Annotated in this window: 6 protein-coding genes, 1 tRNA gene and 2 pseudogenes; 5 read left to right on the forward strand and 4 right to left on the reverse strand. The window is 64.7% G+C overall.

The window, feature by feature from the left end:
- The first annotated feature begins 532 nt into the window (after window positions 1–532).
- Window positions 533–1336 carry a transglutaminase-like domain-containing protein gene (locus AC2VOK_RS09670; protein WP_343709391.1) on the forward strand — a complete coding sequence of 268 codons (804 nt, stop codon included), beginning with the start codon at window positions 533–535 and terminating at the stop codon, window positions 1334–1336.
- Window positions 1337–1474: 138 nt separating this feature from the next.
- Here AC2VOK_RS09670 and AC2VOK_RS09675 read toward each other — a convergent pair whose 3' ends face one another.
- From AC2VOK_RS09675 to AC2VOK_RS09685, 3 genes are all read right to left on the reverse strand, one after another.
- Entirely contained in the window at window positions 1475–2653 is a 1179-nt protein-coding gene (locus AC2VOK_RS09675) for a glycosyltransferase (RefSeq protein ID WP_428900282.1), read from the reverse strand.
- 618 nt (window positions 2654–3271) lie between these two features.
- Entirely contained in the window at window positions 3272–3562 is a 291-nt protein-coding gene (locus AC2VOK_RS09680; protein WP_343709389.1) for a hypothetical protein, read from the reverse strand.
- A gap of 160 nt (window positions 3563–3722) precedes the next feature.
- Window positions 3723–5072 (reverse strand): fatty acid desaturase family protein, encoded by a 1350-nt coding sequence (locus AC2VOK_RS09685; protein WP_343709388.1) that lies wholly within the window; start codon window positions 5070–5072, stop codon window positions 3723–3725.
- A gap of 579 nt (window positions 5073–5651) precedes the next feature.
- On the opposite strand from AC2VOK_RS09685, the pseudogene AC2VOK_RS09690 reads away from it, so the two are divergent.
- Window positions 5652–6029: pseudogene (locus AC2VOK_RS09690) on the forward strand (AMP-binding protein); the annotation flags it as partial.
- On the opposite strand, the pseudogene AC2VOK_RS09695 reads toward AC2VOK_RS09690, so the two are convergent.
- Window positions 6028–6282: pseudogene (locus AC2VOK_RS09695) on the reverse strand (GAF and ANTAR domain-containing protein); the annotation flags it as partial. The pseudogenes AC2VOK_RS09690 and AC2VOK_RS09695 overlap by 2 nt on opposite strands.
- Before the next feature lie 342 nt (window positions 6283–6624).
- Between AC2VOK_RS09695 and AC2VOK_RS09700 the strand changes: the two are divergent.
- The 3 genes from AC2VOK_RS09700 to AC2VOK_RS09710 all read left to right on the forward strand — a co-directional run bounded on the left by AC2VOK_RS09700 (window position 6625) and on the right by AC2VOK_RS09710 (window position 7582).
- Entirely contained in the window at window positions 6625–6906 is a 282-nt protein-coding gene (locus tag AC2VOK_RS09700; protein WP_428900283.1) for a hypothetical protein, read from the forward strand.
- A 5-nt stretch (window positions 6907–6911) separates the two neighbouring features.
- Window positions 6912–6985 (forward strand) — tRNA-Ile (locus AC2VOK_RS09705).
- Between the two features lie 252 nt (window positions 6986–7237).
- A complete protein-coding gene (locus AC2VOK_RS09710) occupies window positions 7238–7582 on the forward strand; it encodes a hypothetical protein (RefSeq protein WP_428900284.1) in 345 nt (114 codons plus the stop codon).
- Window positions 7583–7828 lie beyond the last annotated feature (246 nt).

Raw genomic sequence — 7828 nt, forward strand, 5'->3', positions numbered from 1 at the left:
GCCAGCGGAAGCCGAGGCCGAGCACTATGCTCAACAACCGGTCGGGCAGCACACCGATCACACGTAACCAGGTGTGCATGAAACCCGGGATGCTTCACTTTCGCGCTGATCATCAGGAGCGTATCGACACGTGACACATCGCCCGGCGCCGCGGCTGTCGTCACACTCGCGAGTGCGTGGTCGGGATCGAGGTGGAATGGGACGACCGGCAACACAATCGTATCGCCGCCATTATCAAGAACTTCGGCCGTGTGGGGCGGATGTCCGCGGCGTGCGTCAAGTTGGACGGCACTTCCGGCGGTGACGAGTTCAGCAGGCGCTGTTGCCCATTCGCTGAGTAGTGTACGCCACACGACTACCTGCGCCGACGGCTGATGGAACAGCTTCGACGGCGGCCAGCCCGGGGCTGACTGCGTGACACCACGGTGGCGCGGTCCGGTCGGGGTCCGCCGGACGCATGCGCGGGGGCCGCCGTTCCCGACCGGCGCGGCGCATGCTGGCGGATCGGCCGCTATTGGCGCATCATCATGCTATGAGACGCGAAGTGGGCGCCGAGATCGAAGTCGAAATCACCGAGCCCACAACGCTGGAGTTTCAGATTGCGGTGGCTCCGCATCCGGGCACCGAAGTGCGCGAGTCGCTGCACTTCGTCCTGAACGGTCGGCCCGTCGAGCCCTTGGAAGTCAGCGGCGCACATGGCAACCGCATCCACAAGTTTGACGCAGCGGTGGGCGCATTGAGAGTCGACTACGCGGCGACGATCGTGGGTCAGACCGATCCGGCTCCGGTGACCGATTACGACCTTTCGATGTACCTGCGCCCCAGCCGCTACGCCGAAGCCGACAAGTTCTATGGCTTCGCCGCAACCGAGTTCGGCACCTACGGCGATTCGGCGACGCTGTTGGAGAATGTGAGTTCGTGGGTCGGCACCAGGTTGAACTATGTTCCCGGCTCAAGCGATCCGATCGATGGGGCGGTGGATACGTTGCTCGCCGGCGAAGGTGTGTGCCGCGACTTCGCGCATCTGGTGGTGGCGCTGCTGCGTGCGGTCAAGGTCCCGGCCCGCCTTGTGTCGGTGTATGCGCCTGGCGTGTATCCGATGGACTTTCACGCGGTGGCTGAGGCATACGTCAAGGGGCAATGGCGGGTGGTCGATGCGACGCTGCTGGCGCCCCGGCAAACCCTGGTCCGCATAGCCACCGGTCGTGACGCCTCCGACACCGCGTTTCTCGATAATCACAAGGGCCAGATCGAGCTCAAGCGACTGGTTGTCGGCGCGGTCGTCGACGGGGACTTGCCTTCGGACTCGATCGACCAACTCGTTTCGATCCGCTGAAAGCGGAGCTCCCAAACCACGGATGCGCCGCCCCGGGTGTCTTTGCCGGTCCGGCTCGGGGCGCTCGTGGTTCACAGGTGCCACGACGGTCGGTCTGTCGCAGCAGATGATCGAACATCGGGGCGGGTGTCTAAGTGGTCATGCCGGTGCCCGGCGCTGCGCGAGGATCCGATGCGCCAGAACGAGATACGCACGCGCGACAAGTGGCCAAGCCATGTCCGGCGCTAATCTTCTGGCTTCGGCCGCCATGGCACCGGCGAGGCGTGGCTCGGTCAGCACCCGGCGCAGGGCATGAGCGAGCGCATCCGGATCGTCGTGCGCGACGACAATGCCGGCCCCGGTAGCGAGGAGCTCGACGGCGTGCGGGAAGGCGGTGGCCACGACTGGGCGGCCGCTCGCGACGGCGTCGACCAGAGCAGTGGAGGTCACCTGATCGGTCGAGTCGTAGGGCACGACGACGACCGCCGCCGACTGGACGAGGGCGGTCAGCATCGGAACGTTGCGGTAATCTGCGTCGAAGCACACCGAGTCCGAGACACCGCTGCGCAGTGCCTGTTCTATCCGGGCATTGCGGTATGCCTCGCCGTCGGCGGCCAGCACCTTCGGATGCGTTGGGCCCGCGACCAGGTACCGTGGCCGGCCGGGAAGATCATTGAGCGAACCCATCGCGTCGATCACGCGCTCAATACCCTTGCCCGGCCCCAGCAAGCCCCGGGTCAACACGATGGGTCGGCCGCTCCGCACGCACGGGGCTTTCGTCGGGACGGTTGCGCCGTGGGGGATGGTGGTGACTTTGCGGCGGTCGATGTCGAAGCATCCACGTAGCCGTTGGCCGGCCGCCCCCGACATCACGATCACCTGGTCCACCCGCGAAGCGACGGCCTCGAATGCCGAACGCTGCCGTCGCGTAGGGTCTTTGAGGACGGTATGAGCGATCAAGAGCGATGGCACATGCAGTCGTTCGATGACCCCCACGACTTCGCCTTGTTCCATGCCTCCGTAGCTGTCGTGCTCGTGCTGGATGACGGCGATGTCGCTCCGATTCAGCAATTCGGCGCAGGTTGTCACCGATGCCGCTGAGCCGTCGACCATCTCTCCGATGACCCGAGTGCTCGAAGACCGCGGGCCGTCGGACACCTGCACAACGCTGACGTCGGCGCCATTGGTGTTCAAGCCGTGGGCCAGACCGGCGCTGAACGCCGCCAACCCGGATGGTGTCGGTGGATAGGTACCCAGAATGCAGAAACTCGGCTCGTCGGAAAGCGCCTGCTCTCCAGCGCAATCCGACGGCGATGGAGATCTTAGCGAGGCGGTCAAGGTGATCCCAACTAGAGGTGGTCACCTGCGTTCCCGGCGTGAGCGGTTGCTCATTGCGATCAGTTGCGTAACGCTGACTCAGCCCGGGCTGCCTGGATTTCCAACTTAAGCGAGGATACACCCCAAGGCGTCGGTGCGGGCCTGAAGAAACCCCACCAGCTCCTGGCCGTCGGGTACAGTCGGGGCACCGGGACCAACCAGGCCCCCATGATGAAGGGGCCGGCGATGTCCGACAGGTCTCCCCGACAGGCCATGAGCAAGAAGTCCGGAAAGTCATTGAAAGAGAAGCGGGCCGACAAGCAAGTCAAGGTAGCCCTCCGTGCTGCGGCCACCGATGCGTCTCTTCGCACTGAGAAACGCTGAGGCGCAACATCAGTCGTGGGCACGAGTCGCGCAACGTCGAAGCCGCGACGGGTGACCGAATCCTGCAGGGAGGCATTTCGGCGAGGCCGCCGGTAACACTGCCCCGGTGACGAGTCGAGTTCGGTTTTTCACACGACGACCGTCACCGTCCGAGAGGCCGCCGCGGGTTCGGTGAGCGGCGATGGCCGGCGAAGTCTGCTGCCGAATTAGCGACGAAACAGCCGTTCTCGACGGTGGAATCTACGCGGCGGGCGCTTACTTCTTCTGATCGTCGTGCTTGCTCAGTGTCCGGTCCGCGCTGCGCACGATGCTGCGGTGGAACTTGTACTGCGCGTCGACGAGTTGGTCGGCCAATTCGATCGCAGCGTCAACGATTTTCTTGCGCAGCGGTTGTACCGACTCGGGAATGGCTTGATCGACAGTGTCACGGAACTTACGCAAAGCCCTGGTCGCGGCCTCCTGTCCGGCCTTGGCCGAATCACGCACTTCATCGACCAGTTCGGCCGCTCGAGGCGCCACCGTCTTCTGTTCAGCATTTTGGCTCATATCCGACTCTGCCTAATCTCTTTCGTTATTTGATTGCTCTGCCAACCCGACGTTAACCGATGCCGGTGCTCAGCCATACGGCCGAAAGTCACAGGCTGAACCGTCGATGGTCCGCACGTTCCACCCTGCGCAGCCCGGCGAACGGCGCTGCCCAGGGTTTTCAGGGACGGGTGGGCTGGCCGCACAGCTGGGCTTGGCCCTCCTGGAAACGCTGCCAGTGTTGTTCCACATTCAGACGACGTCGATGCCGCGCTTCGTCGACGTGATCGCACTCGCCGGGGCGCCGTCTGCGGATCGCTGCGACTGCGGTCTTGAGTCCACGGCGGCGCCCGGTCGCGGGGTCGATCCCGGCGAATCCGTTCCCCAGTTCGCTGAACATCCGCTCGCTGCGGGTCTCCGGGGCGTCGTCGGCGGTATCGTGCAGGTAACGGTCGGGCAGCGACAGCTTGGCGATGGTGCGCCACGTCTTGCCGTATTGCATCAGGAACGAGCCCGTGGTGTAGGGGAGGTCGTATTTGTCGCAGACCTGCCTGACTCGCACCGAGATCTCGTGCAGCCGGTTGCTGGGCAGATCGGGGTAGAGGTGATGCTCGATCTGGTGGCACAGGTTACCGCTCATGAACCTCATCGCCGGCCCGGCGGCAAAATTGGCGCTACCCAGCATCTGGCGCAGATACCACACACCCCGGGTTTCGTCGGCCATGTCGGCCTTCGCGAATTTCTCGGCCCCGTCGGGGAAATGCCCACAGAAGATCACCGCGTTGGCCCAGATGTTGCGGATCACATTGGCCACCGCGTTGGCCTTCAGGGTCGACTTGTAGCTCGCCGCCGGCGACAGCGAGGTCAGCGCGGGGAATGCGACGTAGTCCTTGACTACCTGTCTTCCCGCTTTGCCTGAAAATTCGCGCACCTGCTGTAGTGTTCTTTCACGTTCTGGTCCGCTTTCGGCGATCGTGGCGAAATCGACTGTTTGCAAGCCGATTCCCCACTCGAATCCGATCGCGAGGATGGCGTTGAACAGCAGGTTGCCGAGGTTGAAACGCTCCCATGGCTGGTCCCTGGTGACGCGCAGGACGAAGTAACCCACGTCGTCGTCCATGCCCAGGATATTGGTGTACTTGTGGTGCTGGAAGTTGTGACTGGAACGCCAGTGGCGTGACGCCGCACTCATGTCCCATTCCCATGTCGAGGAGTGGATCTCGGGGTCGTTCATCCAGTTCCACTGGCCGTGCATGACATTGTGGCCGATCTCCATGTTCTCGATGATTTTGGCCACAGCCAGCGCCACGGTTCCTGTCCACCACGCAGAGCGTCTCGAGCTGCCGAGCAGCACGAGCCTGGCGGCCACCTCAAGGGCACGTTGCGCGGCGATGGTGCGGCGGATGTAGCGCGCGTCGTGCGCGCCGCGGGAATCCTCGATGTCCAGCCGGATCGCGTCGAGTTCGACGGCCATGTTCTCGATGTCGGCATCGGTCAGGTGGGTGAAGGCCGGAATGTCGGTAATCGCCATCGTTTTTGCTGCCTTTCGTCGGGCTGGTATCGCGGTTGGCCAGCGTTCACCGGTACGGAAAAATTCGGAACCACCGCAGCGGCTGCGGCAGACTGCCGACGAGCGCCCAGAGGAGAGTCGACGCTACTTTCCTGATCGTTGACGCGACAGAGACTGGACTGAGGCTTCGGCCACAGATGGTTAGCGGTTCTGCGGTACCTTCTGTCCGACGGCCACACTCGCTTGCCGATTGGCTGACGAACTCGGCACCGGCAACGCTACGCCTGTCGCGGACTCCCGGCGAGTTACCCGCCCGGCGCGGTGCGGGCGCCGTGGTGATTGGGCGGCGGCGGGTCGGCAACCTCCGACGCCGACCGTGTGGCGGTCCGGATAGCCATCGCGTCTGGCAATTTCTCGGGTAGCCGCCCTGCGGTGTCGTTGAGCCCGGTCGACTCCGCAGCCTCCCGGAAGCGTCCGGCGGCGATCTTCGCGAACTACCCGCCGTAACGTATCTGTACACCCGGCTCACCCGACAGTTGTCGGGTTGTGCTTTCTTCCTGCCCGTCACGGAACCTCATGCATCGAGATCCGATTGCTGCTCCGGTCGAGATTGTGGCGGCCGGGCAGGGAATCTGGATGCGCGGCGCCAGCCTCACCGTGCTCCACCAGCCCACGCCGCGCACCGACTTTGGGAGCTGGGCCGACGAGACCATTACTGGTATCGAGATACTCAGTGCCACAACGATTTTCATCTCGGAACCGTTCATGGACGTCGCCCCGCTGTTTTCCGGTCTGGGTATCCAGGTGCTGACGATCGAGCGGCTGCTCGCCGGCGTCCCAATCGATCCGGTCGAAACCGGCGAAGACGACGTTGCGCTGCTTCAGTTGACGTCGGGTTCTACCGCATCGCCCAAGGCCGTGCAGATCTCACACCGCAATGTCGTATCGAACGCCGAGGCGATGTTCATCGGCGCCGAACGGCCAGAATCGGACCCCTCCGGGTAACGGCGTCCCGGCACGGTCCCTCGCCGAAGCTGAACTGCAGTTCGTCGTACACGCGGGCGGGCGCACCGCTGGATCCCAGCGTCCCGCTGTTCGTGCCATCGAAGACGAGCGAAATCGCCGCCGCGTCAACGCCGAGGACGAGCACGCAGGCCTCGCACAGACAATCGGCGGCTCTTGTTCCGCGCCGGCCCTCGACGGCGGCGACAAGCTGCTGGTGGATCCCCACATTCAACCGGACGCGACGCGGGCAGATGTGGCAGCGCCCGGGGGGTTCGGCCTTGGCATCGCTGCACCTTTCCTCAGTTCGAGGAATTTGACTCGCGTACCTCCGCTGCCGTCTCAGGGCTGTCGGCTCCTGATGGCTCACAGCTGCTGCGGTCGCGCCGCGGTGCGATTGTCCGGTCACCTGGCGGTGGACCGGTGCCGTGAGCGGGCGAATGCTCACGGCGGCCGCCGGGACGATCCTGGGAAAGTGTCGATGCAGTCCCCTACCAGAAAGATCCGGGTAAGCCATGAGATCGGAGCTTCCAAGTGAACCAGTAGTGCTCTCTGCGGTCCGCGAGGGTGGATGCTGCACGAGTCGAATGCCGGTGACTGGATCAAGATCATGCGCACCCGCGGCACGGCCACGGTATCGGCGATTGGCGCGGGCGCTAATGTCGAGGTCGTGCAGAGGCTCGTCGGATACGCGACAGCGACCATGACACCCGGCCGTTGGGGGCGCTTGCGAAGCGACGGCATGGCCGGTGTAACGAATGCGCTGGGCAAGGCGATCGACAGTGTTGCGGCATCACTGCTGTATTCGGAAGCCGACTGCGACGAAGCGGAGACAATATCCGCAGCTAGTTAGCACCGGGGGCGGTAGCTCAGTTGGTCAGAGCCGCGGACTCATAATCCGTTGGTCGCGGGTTCGAGCCCCGCCCGCCCCACGTCAGAGGTGGTTGATGCATGACGTTTCAGTTCCCCGTAGCCGCCGGGGTTCGGGCCGGCCAAGCCATGCAACCGGCATCGTCGTCACGGAACTCACGCTCCCCCGTCGCCGCATCGTCGACGACGGGGGGACCGGTGGCCGCAAGGGCGTCGCGCCATCCCGGGCCGCGCCGACTCCTCCTGGGTTTGGCCGCTGGCATCATCTGCGATACCGGAGCCGAGGCATCGACACCCGGCTAGCATTCCGCTACATGCTTTCCACGGGATCTGCGATGCGCACGCTGGTGGGCCGGTTGTCGGTGGCCGGCATGCTGGCGGCTGCGGCGACGGCAGCCACGATTATCTGGATGCCGGCGGAGAGCGCGGCGGAATGCGAGCCCGGACAGTATTGGGAGCCGTTCACCAAGGCCTGCTACCCACTGGGTGTCGGGCCCCAGCCGCTGGCCTGTGAGCCCGGGCAGTGGTGGGATCCGAGCGGCAACATCTGCCGGCCGCTGGGCGTCGGGCCGCAGCCGCTGGCCTGCGATCCCGGGCAGTGGTGGGATCCGACGACCAATGTCTGCCGGCCACTGGGCGTCGGGCCGCCGGGTGGGTGAGGGCCACCGGCCGTCGCGACGGCGGAACACCCCCGGCAACCGCGCATCACCGAGGAACTGAGCGGCCCAAGATAGCGCAAGACGTGAACAGAAAGCGGCGCGGACATGACGTTTCGGCCTGCCGTCCGTGGTTCGCCGCGCCGGTCCGCCCGGTGCAAGCTATGACATTACGGTGAGTACACACTCTGTGAACCTGAGCCAGCAGGAAGCCGCGCTGATCGGCGAAAGTCGTATCGCGGCTCTCGA

Source organism: Mycobacterium sp. TH-M116 (genome assembly GCF_057473685.1).